Source organism: Kitasatospora sp. NBC_00374 (assembly GCF_041434935.1).
Taxonomy (GTDB): Bacteria; Actinomycetota; Actinomycetes; order Streptomycetales; family Streptomycetaceae; genus Kitasatospora.
In genome coordinates, this window is sequence record NZ_CP107964.1 from 6352765 (window position 1) to 6369765 (window position 17001).

Genomic DNA, 17001 nt, shown 5'->3' on the forward strand with positions numbered 1-17001 from the left:
CCATGTCCGAATCGACACGAATCCAGGAGTGATCCCCGTGAAAGTTCTGGTCATCTGGCCACCGCACGTGCCGAGTTACTTCAACGCCGGCCACCACACCCCGGCCTTCATGACCGCCGGTCACCTGCGCCGCGACCCGGGGGTGAGCCGCGTCGACGTGTACGACGCGGGGGTGCTGAACATGAACTGGAAGGCGGTCGGGAACCTGCTCTTCCAGGGTGGCTACGACGTCGTGGCGGTGATGAACGACTTCGACGCGGTGGACGGCCTGGAGCGGTTCATCACCTACGTGCGGGAGCTGTCGCCCCACAGCCGGGTGGTCACCTTCGGCCGGCTGAGCAGCATGAACCCGGGCCACTTCATGCGCTACGACCTGGACGCGATCGTGCAGTCCGGGGACTACGAGTGCGGTGTCGCGCACGTCGTGCGCGCGGTCGCGGACGGCGGCCCGACCGGGCCGCTGCCGGGAGTCGCGGTCCGCGTCGCGGGCACCTGGCACGCCCCGCGGCAGCCGGGCGACACGCTGCCGGCCGACCAGTGGGTGCTGCCGGACGTCGCCGAGATCCCGTACGCCGCCCAGGACCGCCTCTACTTCAACGACGACCACAAGTTCTGCGGCATCCCCTTCCGCCGGGAGCTGGTCGTGCCCGTCGCCCGCGGCTGCCCCGTCAACTGCGACTTCTGCGAGGTGCCCTCGATCTTCGGGCTGCGCGAACGCCGGCTCTCCGTCGACCGGGCGGTCGCGTACATCGAGGAGGCGTACGCCCGGCAGCCCTTCGAGTACGTCGCCTTCTACGCGCCCACGTTCACCCTTGACCGGCGCTGGGTGACGGAGCTGTGCGAGCGGTTCCTCACCGGCCCGGTGCAGCCGCGCTGGAAGTGCGCCACCACCCTCCACCACCTCACCGAGGAGCTCGTCGCCCTGATGGGCCGGGCGGGCTGCGTACGGATCTCGGTGGGCCTGGAGACGCTGGAGGCCGACGCCCAGGGGACGCTGCCCCGGGCCAAGCACATCGAGGAGGACCGCTTCCGCACGGTGGCGCAGTGGTGCGCACAGGCCGGCGTCGAGCTCAACGCCTTCGTGATCGTGGGCCTGCCCGGCACAACCCCGCAGGGCGTCGCCCGGACGGTGGCCACCGCCCGCGAGGTCGGCGCCCGGGTGCGGCCCACCATGTACACGCCGTACCACGCGATGTCCCCGGAGCTCAGCACGCCGCAGATCAGCCGGTACAACCGGCAGCTGATCGCCGAACCGGGCGGGACGGGCGACGCCGACGAGCGCGCCGCCTGGTACGCCTTCATGTTCGGCGCCGAGGACCGGCTGACCACGGTGTTCGAGTCGATCCCGCAGCACCCCGACCATGTCACCGCGTGAGGCCCCCGCCGGCTTGCCGCAGCCGGGCGGCGGCGGCGCAGGCTTCCCCGTCCACGCCTCGGCCCTGACGGTCTCCCACCCGCCCCGCCGGCACCCGGCCGGCGTGGTCAACCTCAAGAGCTGCGAACTCCAGCACCCCGCGGCGGACCGGCTGGTGGCCCGCGCCCTGGCCGGGATCGACCCGCAGGACGTGCGCTCCTACCCGCTGCAGGAGGAGCTGCTGACCGCCCTCGCGGAGCGACACGGCGTCCCGCCGTCCCGCATCCTGCTGACGGCCGGATCGGACTCCGCGATCGGGCTGCTGGTGGACGCCTTCGCGGTGCCCGCGCGCCGGCTGCTGCTGCCCGAGCCGTCGTTCGAGGCCTGGCGGTACTACGCGCGGCTGCGCGGCGTCCCGGTGACGGCCTGCGCCCAGATCACCGGCACACCGCCCCGGCTGGACATCGGCCCCCTGCTGGACGCCGTCCGCTCGGCTCCCCCCGCCGTGGTGGCGCTGACCAACCCCGCCAGCCCGTCGGGACTGCTGGTGTCCGCCGAGGACGTCACCCGGCTCGCCGACGCCTGCGACCGGTACGGCCACCTGCTGGTGATCGACGAGTGCTACGGCGCGTTCGCCGGCGTGACCCACGTCCCGCTGCTGGAACGCTTCCCGCGGCTCGTCGTGGTGCGCTCGTACTCCAAGTCGCACGCGCTGGCCGGGTCCCGCGTCGCCGCCGTGTTCGCCCGCGAGGAGACCACCGCCCACCTCGCCCGCTACCGCCCCGACAGCACCGTGTCGGCGCCCGCGCTCGCCCTCCTGCGCCAACTGCTCCACCAGCACGACGAGTTCGAACGGATCTGGGACGACGTGCGGGCGATCCGCAGCCGCTTCGCCGACGCCGTGGAACGCGCCCACCCCGGCTGGCGGCGCCTCGGCCCGGGCGGCAACTTCGTCACCTTCCACACCGGTTCGCGCAGCGCCCCGCCCGAGACGGCCCGCACGCTGCTCCACCACGGCTTCCGAGTCCGCGCGCTGACCGAGGTGCCGGGCCTGGAGGAGTGCCTGCGCATCTCACTGGCCGGCCCGGACGTGATGGACCGGGTCGCCGCGGCCATCGCCGACCCGACGGGCGCCGCCGCACGACCCGAACCCGCCCGGAGGCAGCCGTGACGGCCCCGGCGAGGCGCCTCGCCGGCCGGGTCGCCGTCCTCGGCAGCCCCGGAAGCGGCAAGTCCGCCTTCTGCCACGCGCTGGCCCGCTCCGGCATACCGCTGTTCCACCTGGACGACCTGTACTGGGGACCGGGCTGGCAGCGCACCCCGGACGACGAATGGCGCCGGACGGTGACCCGGCTCGCGGCCGACGAGCGCTGGATCGTGGACGGCAACCACCTCGGCACCATCCCCGAACGCCTGGCCCGGGCCGAGATCGCGGTCCTGCTCGACCCTCCCGCCCTGGTCTGCGCCTGGCGGGTGCTGCGGCGCAGCCTGCGCCTGCGGCGCCGCGGCGCCGACAGCGGCGAGTACCTGCCCCGACAACTCGGGCCACAGGACAAGCCGGTACGCGACCTGTCGGCCCTGCTGCGCAAGGTGACGGGCTTCCGGCGCCGCGAACTCGTCGCGACGAGGCCGCTCCTGACGGGCTTCGCCGGCCGCACGGTGGTCTGCCGCACCCGCCGCCAGACCAGAAGGGCGCTCAGCGAACTGCTGCCGCTGCTGGCCGCCTGCGCACCGGGCCCCGACGCCGAGCCGACCAGTGCCGGCCTCAGCTCCTGTACCTGCGGCGGCCCGACCGGGACCACCGCCCCCCACCCGGTGGAGGAACCTTGACCAGCCCATCGGTGCGCCTGTCCCGAGCCCGGGCGGTGCACGACCCGTTCGACTACTACCACCTCGACGCGACCTTCCCGCCCGACCGGGCGGAGCGGCTGCGGCAGACCTTTCCCGACACCGGCTTCACCAAGGTGAGCAGCGCCGATCCGCACAAGACGTACACCATGTGGGCCCGCGTGCTGCACCCGGCGTCCCCGCCGGCCGACGGTGGAGCGCGGCCGGACGACGACCTGCCCGCGCCCTGGCGCGCCTTCCTCGCGGAGGTCACCGGAGCGGACTACCGGGCGCGGCTGGCCGAGCTGACCGGGATCGACCTGGCGTCCTGCCCGGTCGAGGTCAACCTCTGGCGCTACCCGCACGACTGCTGGCTCGACCCGCACGTGGACAAGGAGAGCAAGCTCGTCACGCACGTCTTCTACTTCAACCGGCCCTGGCCGGCGCAGTGGGGCGGCAACCTGCTCGTCCTCGGCTCCGGTTCGGCGGACGACGTCGTCCACCGGGTGGCGCCCGCGGACAACACGAGCGTCGTCCTGGTCCGCAGCGAGAAGTCGTGGCACGCGGTGGAGAAGGCCGACCCGCGCAATCCGGGCGCCGCCCGGCTTTCCGCCCAGGTGATTTTCCACCGGCCCGCCGAACCCGAATCCACCGAACCGGAATCCACCGAAAGGGAATTCCGTGCGGCGGAACCGGCCATGGCCGCCCGGCCGGACCGGTACTAGTGTCGGCTTCAGCGAGATCGGCGATCCGTGCGGGGTCGGCGTGAACACCCTTTCTTCCTGGCATCGAACAGGAACAGTGCGCGCCCAGATCCTCCGGAGCGCCGATCTCGCTGATAAGACCGTCCGTTTCGGCCGGCGGAAATTCCGGCCCGCCCCGAATCCCGGGGGACCCAGAAGGGGAAGGAAAACATGGGGACTCCCGTGCTGAAGGCGGTACCCGAGGACTTCCTGGTCCACGAGGTGCCGGCCCTCGCCGAGCCCGCGCCCTTCGGAGCGGGCCGGGGCGACCCCCGGCCGCGCCACCAGCACCTGCGGCTGCGCAAGCGCGGATACACCACCTTCGAGGCCATGGACCTGCTCGCCCGGGCGCTGGACCTGCCCGGCGGCGCCGTCTCCTCGGCGGGCCTGAAGGACGAGGACGGCGTCACCGAGCAGACCGTCTCCGTCGAAGGCGAGGTGCCGCCCGCCCTGCTGGAGCGGCTCAACCGGGAGTCCGCCGAGTCCGGCCGCTGGCTCACCTTCACCCCGCTGGGACCGGCCGAGCGCCGCATCGAGATCGGCGAACTGCTCGGCAACGCCTTCCGGTTGACCCTCCGCGCGATCGACGACGACCTCGCCGAACAGCTGCGCCGCGTACCCCGCGGCGAGACGGGCGTGGCGTTCGCCAACTACTACGACACCCAGCGCTTCGGGGTCCCCGGCGGCCCCCGGGTGACGCACCGCATCGGCGAAGCGCTGCTCGACGACGATCCCGACACGGCCTTCGCGCTGCTGCGCTCCTCCGGCTCCGCCGAGGGGAAGCGCGCCCTGGCCCACCAGGGCAGCGCCCGGACGTTCCTCGACCAGCTGGACCAGCGGGTGACCGCCTTCTACCGGACCGCCCACTCCTCGCACCTGTGGAACCGGCGACTGGCCGCCCTTCTGGCCGAAACCGCCGGACCCGCGGAGACCGAGACGGTGGACCGGGACAGCCTGACCTACCTGTTCCCGACCACGGCGCGGGCCGCGCTCACCCTGATGGCCACCTGCCCGGAGCTGGAGTACGAGAAGTGGCGGTGGGCCGACGGCGCGCTGCGCATGCGCGTCTCACGCCGGCCCACCGTGCTGCACACCATCCTCACCCTGGGGCCGGTGGAGCCGGACGACCTCTTCGAGGGCCGGTCCAAGTGCACGCTCTCGTTCATGCTGCCGTCCGGTTGCTACGCCACCGGCGTGGTCGCGCAGTTCCTGCTGCAACTCGCCCGGGCTCCCCGTCAGCCGGCGCCGGCGGGCGAAGCCGCACACCTGCTCGCCGCGTCCGCCTGACAAGGTCTCCCACCACACACCGCCAGCGGTTCCGCCGATCGCCCGCACCGGGCCGGATCGGCGGGACCGCTGTGCTGTTGGGGCGCTGCGGGGGAGCGAAGGCCCGGGCCCCTGGCCTGTCCGGAACCGGAAATGTCCTGCTCAGGCACGCGCGCGCGCCTTCCGGGGGCCGCACCGGCTGGGCAGAATCCGTACCCGAAGACCAGCCGGACCTGCTGCCGTCCGTCCACGGCGGCCGCACCCCCTGACCTCCCGGGAACCCCATGCTCACTTCCCATGCCTCCGCACCCTGCCACCGACAGACGGCACCGTTCGACGCAGCCGCCGGCGGCGCGGCCGGGCACCCACCGGCCCCGACCCGCCGACGGGACTCGATGCTGACCCGCGGTCTGGCGCTGCTGAACGCCTTCGGCCCGGACGACCTGGAACTGTCACTCTCCGAACTGGCCCGCCGCGCCGATCTGCCCAAGCCGACGGCCCACCGGCTGATCGCGGAACTGCTCGACTCGGGCTTCCTCGAACGCGGCCACTGCGGACTGCAGCTGGGGCCGCAGATGCACCTGCTCGGCGCCCGATCCCCCCGCGACCAGCGCCTGCGCATCCTGGCCCGGCCCCTGCTCCAGCGGCTGCACCAGGTCTCGGGCGCCGCCGTGTACCTGTCGGTGCCACGCGGCCAGGAGGTCGTCCACCTGCTGCGCGAGGGCGCCGCCGACGAGGACGCGGAAGCCCGGGACTGGACCGTCAGGCAGTTCGCCCGTCGGCTGTTCCACGCCGTTGCCCAAGGCCGCGACCAGGGCCTTGCCCCGTCCGGCGCCGCAGCCCGGCCGGCCGGGTTCGCCGACGCCGCCCCGCAGCGGGGTGGCGTGGTCGCAGCGCGGCGGCTCGGCCCGGCCGCGGACGGCCCCGGCACCGCCGCCCGGGTGCGGACGCCCCCCTCGGCCGGCCCGGTGGTCTCCCTGGCGGACGCCCAACGGTCCCACTCCGTACTCGCCTGCTCGGTCCGGGCGGACGGCGCCGGCCTGCTGGCCGCCCTCTGCCTGGTCGGCGGCACCGACCCGGCCGGCCGGCGCGGTACGGCGCCCATGCTGCGCGACACCGCCCGCGAACTGACGGCCCGCCTGGCCGCGCAGCTCGACCCGCGGACGCCGTACAGCGGCACCCGATGACCCGCACGCCACCCCACCCGCCCTCGCCCCCCGCACGGAAGGACCCGAAAGCCGTCATGGCCGATACCGAGGCCGGCCCCAGCGCCCGCCCCGCCACCCCCGCCCCGCCCGCCGTCGACTTCGACGCCCTGCGCGGCACCACCCTGAACACGTCGCCGTTCACCTGGGGCACCGTCCACGGCATGCTGAGCCGGCCGCTGCTGGACCGGCTCGTCGAGGAGTTCCCGGACCGCGGCTTCACCCGAACCGAGCGCGCGAGCGGCCGGCCCGGCGAGAAGGGCTACCGCACCGACAACCTCGGCCTGGTCCGTGACGGCCGGCCCGATCCGGAGGCGCTACGACGACTCACGCCGCTGTGGCGGGAGTTGCTGGACGCGCTGTGCTCACCCGGGTACCGGTCGGCGGTCGGCGAGCTGACCGGCCGGGACGTCTCGGGCGCGGCCCTGGAGATCCGGGCCGTGCGGTACCCGGCCGGCGCCTGGATCGACCCGCACACCGACCGCCTCGACAAGCTCGTCACCCAGACCTGGTACTTCAACGCGAACTGGCCCGCGGACCACGAAGGCCACTTCCTCGTCCTGGGCTCCTCCGACGCCGGCGACGTCAGGCGGCGTGTGCTGCCCAGGGCGGGCGAATCGATCGTCATGTGCCCCTCCGAACAGTCCTGGCACGCCGTCACGCCCGTCTCCGCGTCTGCGGCCGAGGACCGGAAGGTCCTCCTGCTCCACCTCACCGAACAGTGAATTCGTTCCGCCACACGGAAAGAATGCGAGCCGGCCCTTGATGGGCACTCGGCGGAACTGCTGGAATGAGGCATCGCCGAAACGGGGCCGGAAAGCCTCGCGACGGTGCAGGAAAATCCGAGTGAATCCCGCTGAGAAAGGAACAGAAAATGACTCGCAACCACGTCTCCCTCGTCTCCCCCCGCCTGGAGAAGGTCATCACCAAGAAGGCCTGACCCAGAGTCTGATACCCACCGGGTAGGTGGTGCCGCCGCGGGGTTCGCTCCGTGGCGGCACCGCCTTTTGGCCCCGTTCCGCCAAGGAAGGAAGGAAAACCCATGACGCCCACGAGAGACACGCTCGCACCCGCACCGGGCGGCGTCCGGACGCCGGTGATCGGCGTCTACGACCCGCGGCTCCAGACCACCAGCCTGTGCCTGGCCGTCGCCCACGGCGCCCGCCGCGACCCCGAGGGCGGCAGCGGGGTCGCCCACCTGCTGGAACACCTGCTGTTCTCGCAGCCCGCCGACGGCCGCCACTCGTTCGCGGAGCAGGTCGAGCGCATGGGCGGGCACACCAACGCCGAGACCGGGCTGGAGACGATGCTCTTCTACGCCCAGGTCGCCGCCGAGGACGCCGCCGAGGCGGCGCCCGCGATGCTCCGCTCCGTCCTGACGCCCACGTTCGACACCGCGACCTTCGACCGGGAGCGCGAGGTGGTGGTCAAGGAGCTGGTCACCGCCGCCGCGGACCCCGCCGACCTGGTCCAGGACGCCGTCTTCGACAAGCTCTTCCCCGGCCACCCGCTCAGCCGGCCGGTCGGGGGGCGCATCGCGGAACTCCAGACGCTCACCGCCGCCGACGTGGCACGCGAGCACCGCCGCGACTTCCTGCACCGCCCCCGGGCCCTGGTCGTGGTCGGCCCGCGCCCGATCGACGGGCTCGACGAACTGCTGGCCGAACTCGCCCCGGCGCAGACGGATGCCCCGGCCGAGCCGCTCGCCTCGCCCGCCCTGCCCGCACCCGACACCGGCCTGCCGCGGTGGCCCGCCGACCGCGACTTCGTCTGGGTCTGCCTGGCCGCCCGCTCCTGCACGCTGAACAGTCCCGAAGAGGCCGCCTACCGCCTGATCGCCACCCTGCTGGGCTCCAGCCCCTCCTCGCTGCTGTACCGCAAGCTGCGCGGCCAGGAGGCGCTGTCGTACTCCTTCGAGTCCTGGAACCGCTCCTACGCGGAGACCGGTGTGTGGCGGCTGCTGGCCGGGGTGGAACCGCAGGCCGCCGACCGACTGGTGGAGATCGTGGACTCGCTGCTGGGCGACCTCGCCGAAGGCCGGCTGACCGAGGAGGACTTCGACTCCGCCCGGCGCAAGGCCGAGATGCGGCTGGTCCTCCAGGCCGAGTCGCCGCTCGACCACGCACAGCTGATCGCCATGCACACCCGAGCCGGCACCGCCGACTGGTCCCTCGCCCGGGCCCGCGCCGACCTGCGCGCCGTGACACCCGCCCAGATCGCCGCAGCCGCCGCCCGGCTGCGCGGCAACCTCGTCGCCGCGGTCCGCCCGGACGCCTCGTGACCGCCGACACCGACCCGCTGTCCGGCGTCACGGCCGGCCCCTACACCGACCCGCTCACCGGCGAGCACCACCTGCTGATCCAGCAGCCCGGCCCGGCCCTGCTGACCGACTCGGCCCGACTCGCCCAGGCCCGCGCCGCCCTGCACACCCAGTGCCCGCAGACCCGGAGCACCCTGCTGCGCACCCCGCCGGACACCACCCTGCCCGCGCCCTGGCGCCGCCGCCTCACCTACCTGCGGTGCGCCGACCCGGCAGACCTGCCCGACCCCGAGCACACCCTTGAGGTGGTGCCCGCCGCGGCCGACGACGACACCCTGGTGCTCACCTGGCTGACCCGGGCCCTGATGCGCGGCGCCGCCGACATCGGCCACGCCGTGCCCGCGTCGGCCGCCGGCAGCATCGCCGAATCCGTCTGCGCCCAACCCGGGCGCGTCTCCCTGGTGGCCCGCCGCGCCGGCCGCACGATCGGCCACGCAACGCTGCTGACCGGCCGCGACGACGACGTCACCGGCGAGCCGATCACCGAACTCGTCGACGTCCTGGTCGAGGACGGCGAGGACGTCGCACTCACCACCGCCGTGCTCTGCCGGGCCGCCGCCGCCCACGCGCAGACCCTGGGACAGGCCCTGGTCGGCAACGTGGTGCACGGCCACGACCAGGACCCCGCCACGGGCGGCCGCGACACCTGGCGGATCGTCACCGCACTGCTCGCCCGCGGCTGGCGGATCGACCACGAGTTCTGGTGGGCGCCCGCACCCACGGCGAAGGAGGCCCCGTGACCGCCGCCGCACCGCCCGTACGCCCGGTGACCCTGGACCTGCTCCGCCGGCTGCTGGGCGTCGAGGACCACGAGAGCGTACGCACCCTGATGCGCCGCGCCGAACAGGCCTCGTCGGCCCTGCCCCAGCTGGTCGTCTCGGCGGCCGCCGCCGAGGGCCTGCCGCTCGGCTCCGGCTCCCGCGACCTGATGCGCCGCGCCCGCGACCGAGCCGCCCGGTACGCGGAGCTGTACGAGCGGATCGCCGCCGAACTGCCCGTCCGGCTGGTCAAGGGGCCTTCGCTGGCCGGACGCTACCCGGCGCACCTGATGCGCCCCGTGGGCGACCTCGACCTCGTCGTGTCCGGCGAGGAACAGCTGTGGCGCGCGGCCGTCCTGATCGCCGGACAGGTGCCGCTGGACCGCGCGGACCTCACCCTGAGCCGCCACGGCGAGCGCACCGACGTCACCCTGGGACTCCACTGGGCCTCCGAGGACGAACTCCTCGACCGCCCCCACAACATCGAGCTCTCCACCCTGCCGTTCCCGCGCACCCCCGGCGGCCCCGTCCCGCCCCACACCACCCTGCCGGACGACCCGTGGCTGGCCGACCTGCTGACACTGGCCGAGGAACGGTTCCAGCGCGCCTTCCACGCCAAGGACGCGGTGGACGTGCTGATGCTCTTCGCCGACCCCGCCCCGCCCACGCCGGCCGGCCTGGCGCTCGCAGCCGCCGGCCACCGCCTCGCCCCCGAACTGCTGGAGCTGCTGGCCTACACCCGAGAAGGCGCCGGCGCCGACCTGCTGGACGCCTACACCCGGGCCCTGCGCGAGCCGGCCGCCGCCGAGCTCGCCGACCGGTCCAGGCCGACCGGCCGGCCCGGCACCGAAGACCGGGCCGAGGACCGGGCCGAGGACCGGGCCGAGTCGGCCGCTGCCACCGTCGAGGCCCGACTCGCCGCCCAACTGCCCGTCTACGGAATGCCGTTGGGCCGCCCGGCAGCCCGTCCCGGCTCCACCCGCACCCACCGGTACGACACCGACGGCGTGTCGCTGCTGCGCACCCCCATCGGCGACTACCTGCTGGTGTGCGGCGAAATCGTCTCCCAGGACGCCTACGACACGGCGCTGCGCGTCCTCGACCGCCTCGGGAAGGACACCTGATGGCCCACGCGAGCAAACCCGGCGCCACGCCCGCCCCGCACGGCGACACACCCGCCGTGCAGGTCCACGGAGTGCGCCGGGTCTTCACCACCGGCCGCGGCGCCCAGGCCCGCGAAGTGGTCGCCCTCGACGGGCTGGACCTGTCGGTCGCGCAAGGATCGGTACACGGCCTGCTCGGCCCCAACGGAGCCGGCAAGACCACCCTGTGCAAGATCCTCTCCACCACCCTGCTGCCCACCGCCGGCCGGGCCAGCATCCTCGGCCACGACGTCGCCGCCGACACCCAGGCGGTACGCCGCTCGATCGGCATCGTGCTGGGCGGCGACCGCGGCCTCTACGGACGGCTGACGGCCCGCCAGAACCTCGAACTGTGGGGCGCCCTCTACGGGCTGTACGGCCGGAACCTGCGCACCCGGGTCGCCGAACTGCTGGAGGAGGTCGGGCTGACCGACCGGGCCGACGACAAGGTGAACGGATTCTCCCGGGGCATGAAACAGCGCCTCCACCTGGCCCGCGGCCTGGTCGGCGACCCCCGGGTCCTGCTCCTGGACGAACCCACCACCGGCATGGACCCGGTCGCGGCGAACAGCTTCCGCGACTTCGTCGCCCGCCTCAAGGCCGAAGGGCGCACCGTGCTGCTCACCACCCACGACATGGCCCAGGCCGAAGCGATCTGCGACGAGGTCACCCTCATCGACCGGGGCCGCGTCCTCACCAGCGGCGACCCCCGCCGACTGGCCCGCCGGCTGGGCACCGGCGAGCGCGTCGAGGCCTGGGGCGTGCCCGGCACGGTGGCCGCGCGGATCGAGAACCTGCCGGGCGCATCCGTACGGCCCGGGCGGCCCGACGGCGAACTCTGCGTGGACACCGACTCCTCCGACGTCACACGCCAGGTCCTGACCTGCCTGGTCGAAGCCGACGTCAGCACCGTCCGAACCGGCCCGCCCAGCCTGGAAGAGCTGTACGTACGGGTGATCGGCGAGCGGAAGATGCGGGTGAGCCCGTGATCACCTTCTGGGGATCGGTCCGCTTCCAGCTGACCCTCGCCCGCCACAGCCCCGACGTCCTGCTCATCTTCGTCCGGACACCGCTGACCACGCTGGTCCTGCTGTCCATCAGCGAATACGCCGGCCGGCGCGACCTGGCGCCCTACTCGATCATGGCGCCCGTCCTGATGACACTGTGGGACATGGCTCTGCTGATCGCCGGCGAGGTGATCACCAAGGAACGGTCCTGGGGAACCCTCGAAGCGCTCATCGCCACCCCGGCACGGCTCCCGGTGGTGGTACTCGGCCGCATCGTGGCCGTCACCACCGTGAGCCTGCTGAGCATGGGCGAGGCCTGGCTGGTCGCCCGAGGCGCCTTCGGCATCTCCCTCAGCATCGAACACGGCCCGCTGTTCGCCCTCTGCCTGACGGTCTCCTCCCTGGCCATGGCCGGCACCGCCACCCTCATGTCGGCGCTGTTCGTCCTGGCACCCAACGCCCGTCTCATGCAGAACACCCTCACCTACCCCTTCTACCTGCTGGCCGGCGTCCTCGTCCCGGCCTCGATGCTGCCCGACTGGGTGCGCCCGCTCTCCTCGGCCGTGTTCCTGACCTGGAGCGCCGACCTGCTGCGCCGGACGCTGACCCCGGGCCCCGTCCCCGACGCCGCACGGTCACTGGCCGTCATCGCGGCCCTGGGCCTGGCCGGCGCAGCCGCCGGTGTCCTGGCCATCACCGCGATGCTGCGCCGGGCCAAGGCCGCCGGAACCCTGGCCGAGGTGTGACCGTCATGACTCAGACCCTCCTCCACCAACTGCGCATCGTCCGGTACGCGGCGGTCGCCGCCGCCGCCGAGTACCGCCACACCCACAACTGGCGCACCTGGACCTTCGGCTGGCTCGGCCGGATGCTCTCCCAGGTCACGTTCTTCGCCCTAATCGGCAGACTGCTCGGCTCCGAAGAACAGGTGCGCTACCTGGTCATCGGCAACGCCGTCATGGTGTGCGTCCTCGAAACCATGACGGTCGTCTCCGCCGGCGTCCGCGAGCGCTACGACGGCACCCTCGCGCTCCTCGCGGCCGCCCCCACCCCGATGAGCACCGTCCTGTTCGGCCGCGGCCTCTACGCCCCGCTCGGTGGTGCGCTGACCTCCGCCGTCTCCCTCTTCCTGCTGGCCCCGGTCTTCGGCGTCCACACCGCGCCCGCCGAACTCCCCGTCCTCGCCCTGCTGATCCTCGCCACCGCCCTGAGCACCTACGGCTTCGGCCTGCTCCTCGGCTCCCTCGCCATCGGCCTGCCGGGTTCCCGCAACGTGATCTCCACCTGCTGCAACCTTCTGGCGATGGCCATCACCGGAGTCCAGGTCCCGGTGTCCTTCTGGCCCCCGTGGATTCAGGCGATCGCGTCGGCCCTCCCCCTGACCCACGCCCTGACCGCCGTCCGCGCCGTGGTCGCCCACGACACCCCCGCAACGGTGGCCCACGCCGTCGCCCTCACCCTTCTCACCGGCCTCCTCTGGCTCACCATCGCCTGCCTCGCCACCGCCGCGATCCGCCGACGCGGCCGCCGCAAGGGCTCATTCGACTACGCCGCCTGAACCGCACTCCCGACCACCGGACGCCGCCGCGCGAACCCAACGGTCCGGCCACCACCAACACGCGCGCGGGTACGGCGCTTCGACGGCACGCTCTACAACCCGACCGCCGACAGCTGCCTGGAACTGCCCGGCTGGAGTACGGACAACGGCGCCACGCTCGGCATCTGGGAGTGCACCGGCAACCCCGACCAGCGCTGGTTCGCCCAGGCCCAGGTGGCTGCCTGACGTTCGATCGGCCCGACTGCTCCGCGGGGCCGCCGGGCAGCGTGTGACCGTGGCCTCCCCCGAGCATCCGCTCGGCGGAGGCCACGGCCGTTACGGGCCGCCCGACGGGGCGTGGAACGCCACCCCGGCCACCCGCGGACGACCGCTCAGGACGATGCCAGGGCACGGGCGAGTGCGCTCCGGCCGGCGGGCCCTGGACGGGCTGACCGCCGGGTTCGGCGGGGACCGGCCTGGCTGTCAACTGTCGCATCTGCCAGGTCGGGCTGCCCAGACGGGTTGTAGATGCTGCTCTGTACCGCTGTTGCGGTCCGCATCTGCGACCCCATGATGAGGACGGCGAGGCGGCCGGTCCAACACCCTTGGGCCGTCACGCTGCAGGGGGGTGGCATCCACGTCCCCCCACCTCCGCACGCGTGCTGACGGCGGCGTACATCCGCAGGGCGGCTGACCCGGTGCCGCAGCAGGCGACCCCGCCACCACCCACACGACGTCGGCCGGCCCCCACTCCGCAGCGAAGCCTCGCCGCCGACGGGTGGCCAGCCCGGAATCAACAAGGGAGAGTTCGTTGCACAAGAGATCTCTGCGGCACTTCGCCGTGGGCAGGGCGCTGGTCATGGGCGCCGTACTGGCCCTGGCGGTGCCGGGCGTCGCGTACGCCAACACCGTGAGCGTGACGGTGAAGACCCCCGGGGCCACCGCCGGCCCCTCCACCACCTTCTCCGAGATCTCGACCCACGCGGACTGCAGCAGCGGTCTCGTCTCCGGCGGCGGCATCGACCAGGCCATCGGCACCGGTACGTCGTCCAACGGCAACCACGTGAACGGCACCGCGCCCAGCTCCGACGGCTCCACCGAGTACACCGGCTCGACCGGTGTGGTGGGCACCGACAACACCCACTGGCTCGGCATCGGCGGCAGCGGCGGCGCGGTGAACGGCTCGTTCTCGTCCACCCCGTACGCGGTCTGCTTCACCAGCAATCTGATCAACCACACCCAGACCGTCATGAACAAGGCCGCCGGGCCGACCACCTCGTCGACGCCCCTCGCGGTCACGGCGACCTGCCCGGCCAACACCGTGCTGCTCGGCGGCGGCGCCCGGACCACCCCGGCCGACGTCGGCAGCCTCAAGCCGATCGCGAGCTTCCCCACCTTCGACAACTCCGCGCACGACTACGGCCTGAAGGCCGCGGCCGACGGTGAGACCAACCCCGACTCCTGGACGGCGGTCGGTTACAACGGCGGCGGTGGCGGCACCACCAACACCACGTACGCGTACGCGATCTGCAGCGGCGGCGGCATCAACGTCAGCGGCGTCACCGTGAAGGTCCACCACAGCGAGGTGAGCGGCCCGACCTCGGCGACCACGGGCCAGACCGTGACCGTGGGCTGCGGCACCGACGGCAAGCTGGTCAGCGGCGGCGCGGCCATCAGTGGCGGCAGCGTCACGACCACCGACTTCACCGGGCCGGGCTCGGGCGGCGACCACCTCAACGGCAGCTACCCCAGCGACAGCGGCGGCAGTCCGGTCGGCGACGGGACCACGTCGGCCGCGTACTGGACCGCCTACACCCACACCGGCGGAGCCGGCTCCGCCAACACCTACTCGGACGTCTGGGCGCTCTGCGCCAACGACGGCGTCTGAGCCACCGGTCGAACCCTGGTCCGCAGGCGGGCCCGTCCCGCCTGCGGACCATCCCTCTCCCCACCCCGGTCGCCCACAGGACCGGAGAGAAAGCGTCGACTCCCATGAGCAACAGCAGCCCGAAGTCCCGGCGGACGATCCTCAGATCCAGGATGATCTCGGTGGCCGGCACCACCGGCCTCGTCGCCGCGGCGATCGTGCCCGTCACCGCGGTCGCCGGCACCGCGAGCGCCGCGACCGGCCAGGCGAGTGCGGCCGCTCCCTGCGGCACGGGCGGTGTCCTCACCACCGCCCCGCAGCCCACCTGCACCTACAACTCCGTCGGTACGGACACCTTCACCGTCCCGGACGGCGTGACAGCCGTGACCGTCGACCTGTTCGGCGCCGAGGGCGGCAGCGCGGCGGGCTACATCGTTCCCCACCCCGCGATCGACGGAGCGCCCGGCGGCCTCGGCGGTGAGACCCGCGCGACCCTGCCCGTGACGCCGGGCCAGACCCTCCAGCTCACCCTGGGCGCGGCCGGCATACCCGGCTCGTCCCGCCACGGTGAGTTCGCGCGTCCCGGCGGTACCGGCCACGGGCGCGGCGGCGGCGGCGCGCACGGCGGCGGCGGTTCGGGCGGCGGCGGCTCGGACGTCCGGGTCGGCGCGTTCGGCGGCGCGGACCGGGTCCTGGTCGCGGGCGGCGGCGGTGGCGCCGGCAACGGCGGCCCCGAGCTTCAGGGCGGCGCCGGAGGCGGCGAGGTCGGCCGGGACGGCGGCCAGAGCAACGGCCCGCTGGGCTCCGGCCTGGCCGGCGGCGGTGCCGGCCGGACCGCGGCCGGGCACGGCAACCCCAACACCCTGGTGGGCGGCCCCGGCACCCCCGGCATCGACTTCGACCCCATCACCAGCGAGCCCAACCCCGGCAGCGGCGGCACCGGCGGCAACGGCGGTGGGGGCGGCCCCGGCGGCGGCGGTGGCGGTGGCGGCTGGCACGGCGGTGGCGGCGGCTCCGGCGGCGGCAATCCGGGCTACTTCCCCGGCGCGGGCGGTGGCGGCGGCAGCAGCCACGCGGCGCCGACGGCGACCGGGGTCTCCCTCCTCCAGGGCGTCAACCACGGCAGCGGCAGGGCCACCGTGTCGTTCCGGTACGGAACTTCGGTCTCCCTCTCCGCGGACACCGCCACTCCGCTCTTCGGGCACTCCGTCACCGTGACCGCGACCGTCGCCCCGGCCATCCCGGCCGCGGGCACCCCGGCGGGGTCGGTCACCTTCGCGGACGGGACGACGACGCTGGCGACCGTGCCACTGAACGGCGGCCGGGCGAGCCTCAGCACCGGCAAGTTCCAGCCGGGGCGCCACGGCATCACCGCGACCTACAGCGGCGACCCGGGCTTCACCGCGAGCAGCACGCCGCAGCCCACCGATGTGACCGTGGGCTTCAGCGCGCCGTGCGTCACGGCGCACCACGGCAGGCTGACCGTGGCCTCCGGCCAGTCGCTGTGCATGGGCCCCGGCGGCGAGCAGGACGGGCCGGTCACGGTGAAGCCGGGCGGCGCCCTGGCCGTCTCGGGCGTCCGGATCAACGGCCCGGTCGCCGCCGACGGCGCGGCCGCACTCACCATCTGCCGGTCGACCCTGTCCGGCCCGCTCGGCGTCAACGGGACCACCGGCTTCGTGCTGATCGGTTCCGACCGGGACGACACGACGGGGTGCGCGGGCAACACCTTCGAGGCCCCGGTGCACCTGAACGGCAACACCGGGGGCATGGAGGTCTCGGGCAACACGCTGAAGGCGCCGGTGACCATCACCGGCAACAGCGGCAGCGGCCTGCTGCCCGACCAGAGCGTCCCCGAGTTCGAGGGCAACCAGGTCGGCGGGCCCCTGAGCTGCGACGGCAACATACCGACGCTGTCCCAGGCGGGCAACACGGCGGACGGGCCGAGGTCCGGACAGTGCCGGTGATTGGGGAC

General features: G+C 73.7%; 15 protein-coding genes. All 15 read left to right on the forward strand.

Annotated features, from left to right (window positions below):
- Positions 1 to 37 precede the first annotated feature (37 nt).
- The 15 genes from OG871_RS28255 (at position 38) to OG871_RS28325 (ending at position 16993) form a co-directional block, all read left to right on the forward strand.
- Positions 38 to 1375 (forward strand): radical SAM protein, encoded by a 1338-nt coding sequence (locus OG871_RS28255; protein ID WP_371500513.1) that lies wholly within the window; start codon positions 38 to 40, stop codon positions 1373 to 1375.
- Complete coding sequence (locus OG871_RS28260; protein WP_371500515.1) at positions 1362 to 2525, forward strand: histidinol-phosphate transaminase; 1164 nt, start codon at positions 1362 to 1364, stop codon at positions 2523 to 2525. The genes OG871_RS28255 and OG871_RS28260 overlap by 14 nt, the downstream gene beginning before the upstream one ends.
- Positions 2522 to 3184 (forward strand): hypothetical protein, encoded by a 663-nt coding sequence (locus OG871_RS28265; RefSeq protein WP_371500517.1) that lies wholly within the window; start codon positions 2522 to 2524, stop codon positions 3182 to 3184. The genes OG871_RS28260 and OG871_RS28265 overlap by 4 nt, the downstream gene beginning before the upstream one ends.
- A complete protein-coding gene (locus OG871_RS28270; RefSeq protein ID WP_371500519.1) occupies positions 3181 to 3906 on the forward strand; it encodes a 2OG-Fe(II) oxygenase in 726 nt (241 codons plus the stop codon). The genes OG871_RS28265 and OG871_RS28270 overlap by 4 nt, the downstream gene beginning before the upstream one ends.
- A 189-nt stretch (positions 3907 to 4095) precedes the next feature.
- Positions 4096 to 5211 carry a tRNA pseudouridine(13) synthase TruD gene (gene truD / locus OG871_RS28275; RefSeq protein ID WP_371500521.1) on the forward strand — a complete coding sequence of 372 codons (1116 nt, stop codon included), beginning with the start codon at positions 4096 to 4098 and terminating at the stop codon, positions 5209 to 5211.
- A 263-nt stretch (positions 5212 to 5474) separates the two neighbouring features.
- Positions 5475 to 6377, forward strand: a complete 903-nt coding sequence (locus OG871_RS28280) for a helix-turn-helix domain-containing protein (RefSeq protein ID WP_371500523.1) — start codon at positions 5475 to 5477, stop codon at positions 6375 to 6377.
- Between the two features lie 56 nt (positions 6378 to 6433).
- Positions 6434 to 7120 carry a 2OG-Fe(II) oxygenase gene (locus OG871_RS28285; protein WP_371500525.1) on the forward strand — a complete coding sequence of 229 codons (687 nt, stop codon included), beginning with the start codon at positions 6434 to 6436 and terminating at the stop codon, positions 7118 to 7120.
- A gap of 317 nt (positions 7121 to 7437) precedes the next feature.
- Complete coding sequence (locus OG871_RS28290; RefSeq protein WP_371500527.1) at positions 7438 to 8676, forward strand: M16 family metallopeptidase; 1239 nt, start codon at positions 7438 to 7440, stop codon at positions 8674 to 8676.
- Positions 8673 to 9455, forward strand: coding sequence for a hypothetical protein (locus tag OG871_RS28295; RefSeq protein ID WP_371500528.1), 783 nt, complete (start codon positions 8673 to 8675; stop codon positions 9453 to 9455). Before OG871_RS28290 ends, OG871_RS28295 begins: the two co-directional genes overlap by 4 nt.
- On the forward strand, positions 9452 to 10597 hold the full coding sequence (locus tag OG871_RS28300; protein WP_371500530.1) for a hypothetical protein: 1146 nt from the start codon (positions 9452 to 9454) through the stop codon (positions 10595 to 10597). The genes OG871_RS28295 and OG871_RS28300 overlap by 4 nt, the downstream gene beginning before the upstream one ends.
- Positions 10597 to 11604, forward strand: a complete 1008-nt coding sequence (locus OG871_RS28305; RefSeq protein ID WP_371500532.1) for an ABC transporter ATP-binding protein — start codon at positions 10597 to 10599, stop codon at positions 11602 to 11604. Before OG871_RS28300 ends, OG871_RS28305 begins: the two co-directional genes overlap by 1 nt.
- The gene (locus OG871_RS28310) at positions 11601 to 12368 is read left to right on the forward strand and encodes an ABC transporter permease (protein ID WP_371500534.1); all 768 of its coding nucleotides are present in this window, start codon (positions 11601 to 11603) and stop codon (positions 12366 to 12368) included. Before OG871_RS28305 ends, OG871_RS28310 begins: the two co-directional genes overlap by 4 nt.
- A gap of 5 nt (positions 12369 to 12373) precedes the next feature.
- Positions 12374 to 13180, forward strand: coding sequence for an ABC transporter permease (locus OG871_RS28315; RefSeq protein ID WP_371500536.1), 807 nt, complete (start codon positions 12374 to 12376; stop codon positions 13178 to 13180).
- A gap of 790 nt (positions 13181 to 13970) precedes the next feature.
- Positions 13971 to 15047 carry a hypothetical protein gene (locus OG871_RS28320; protein ID WP_371500537.1) on the forward strand — a complete coding sequence of 359 codons (1077 nt, stop codon included), beginning with the start codon at positions 13971 to 13973 and terminating at the stop codon, positions 15045 to 15047.
- Between the two features lie 104 nt (positions 15048 to 15151).
- On the forward strand, positions 15152 to 16993 hold the full coding sequence (locus OG871_RS28325; RefSeq protein WP_371500539.1) for an Ig-like domain-containing protein: 1842 nt from the start codon (positions 15152 to 15154) through the stop codon (positions 16991 to 16993).
- The last annotated feature ends 8 nt before the right edge of the window (positions 16994 to 17001 follow it).

Coding starts and splice junctions, on each gene's coding strand:
- OG871_RS28260 (WP_371500515.1), top strand. CDS start 1,362: ATGTCACCGCGTGAGGCCCCCGCCGGCTTGCCGCAGCCGGGCGGCGGC.
- truD (WP_371500521.1), top strand. CDS start 4,096: ATGGGGACTCCCGTGCTGAAGGCGGTACCCGAGGACTTCCTGGTCCAC.
- OG871_RS28280 (WP_371500523.1), top strand. CDS start 5,475: ATGCTCACTTCCCATGCCTCCGCACCCTGCCACCGACAGACGGCACCG.
- OG871_RS28285 (WP_371500525.1), top strand. CDS start 6,434: ATGGCCGATACCGAGGCCGGCCCCAGCGCCCGCCCCGCCACCCCCGCC.
- OG871_RS28290 (WP_371500527.1), top strand. CDS start 7,438: ATGACGCCCACGAGAGACACGCTCGCACCCGCACCGGGCGGCGTCCGG.
- OG871_RS28305 (WP_371500532.1), top strand. CDS start 10,597: ATGGCCCACGCGAGCAAACCCGGCGCCACGCCCGCCCCGCACGGCGAC.
- OG871_RS28315 (WP_371500536.1), top strand. CDS start 12,374: ATGACTCAGACCCTCCTCCACCAACTGCGCATCGTCCGGTACGCGGCG.
- OG871_RS28325 (WP_371500539.1), top strand. CDS start 15,152: ATGAGCAACAGCAGCCCGAAGTCCCGGCGGACGATCCTCAGATCCAGG.